A 651-nucleotide genomic window follows, 5' to 3' on the forward strand; every position below is an offset into this window, starting at 1 on the left:
GATGTTGCACCAATCTTAAAGAGTGGAGATATAGTATTTGGTAATTTAGAAAGTGTCATTTCTAATAAGGGTTACGATCCTAGTGACTTTCACTCAGTAGCGTTCAGGGGCTCTCCGAAAGCGGCGGATGCACTTTTATCTGGAGGCTTTAATGTAGTTAACGTTGCTAATAATCATGTTTGTCAACATGGCGGAGCAGCTTTCTTAGATTCGGTTGGTATTTTAGATAGTCAAGGAATAGATGTAGTTGGTTGCTTGGAGTCTAATACAGGAAAACCTAAACCTTTGTATAAAACCGTTAATGGCTTGAAGATAGGTTTCTTAGGTTATTCGGCAGTTGAAGAAGCCTATATTCCAGGGCAGAAATTCTACTCAGAGTTTCAAAAAGAATCGGTCATTTCTGATATTAAGCATATTCGCTCTGATGTAGATATTCTTGTCTTATCTTTGCATTTTGGGATTGAAGCAGAAGACACCCCTACCGAAAATGATATTCATTGTGTCAGAGAGATAGTGGATGCTGGTGTAGATATCTTTTTGGGGCATCATCCTCACATATTTCAAAAAGTGGAGCTTTATAACGGATCTGTTATTGCCTATAGCTTGGGGAATTTTCTTTTCGATTTAACCTGGGATGAAAGGCTGCGGCGG

Annotated in this window: 1 protein-coding gene; it reads left to right on the top strand. The window is 39.2% G+C overall.

Translation table 11 applies throughout. The features are described 5' to 3' along the window. Positions 1 to 651, top strand: a 651-nt coding sequence (locus A3738_RS09735; RefSeq protein WP_197473769.1) for a CapA family protein, incomplete at both ends; no start/stop codon positions are given.

It is taken from the genome of Oleiphilus sp. HI0066 (assembly GCF_001635725.1).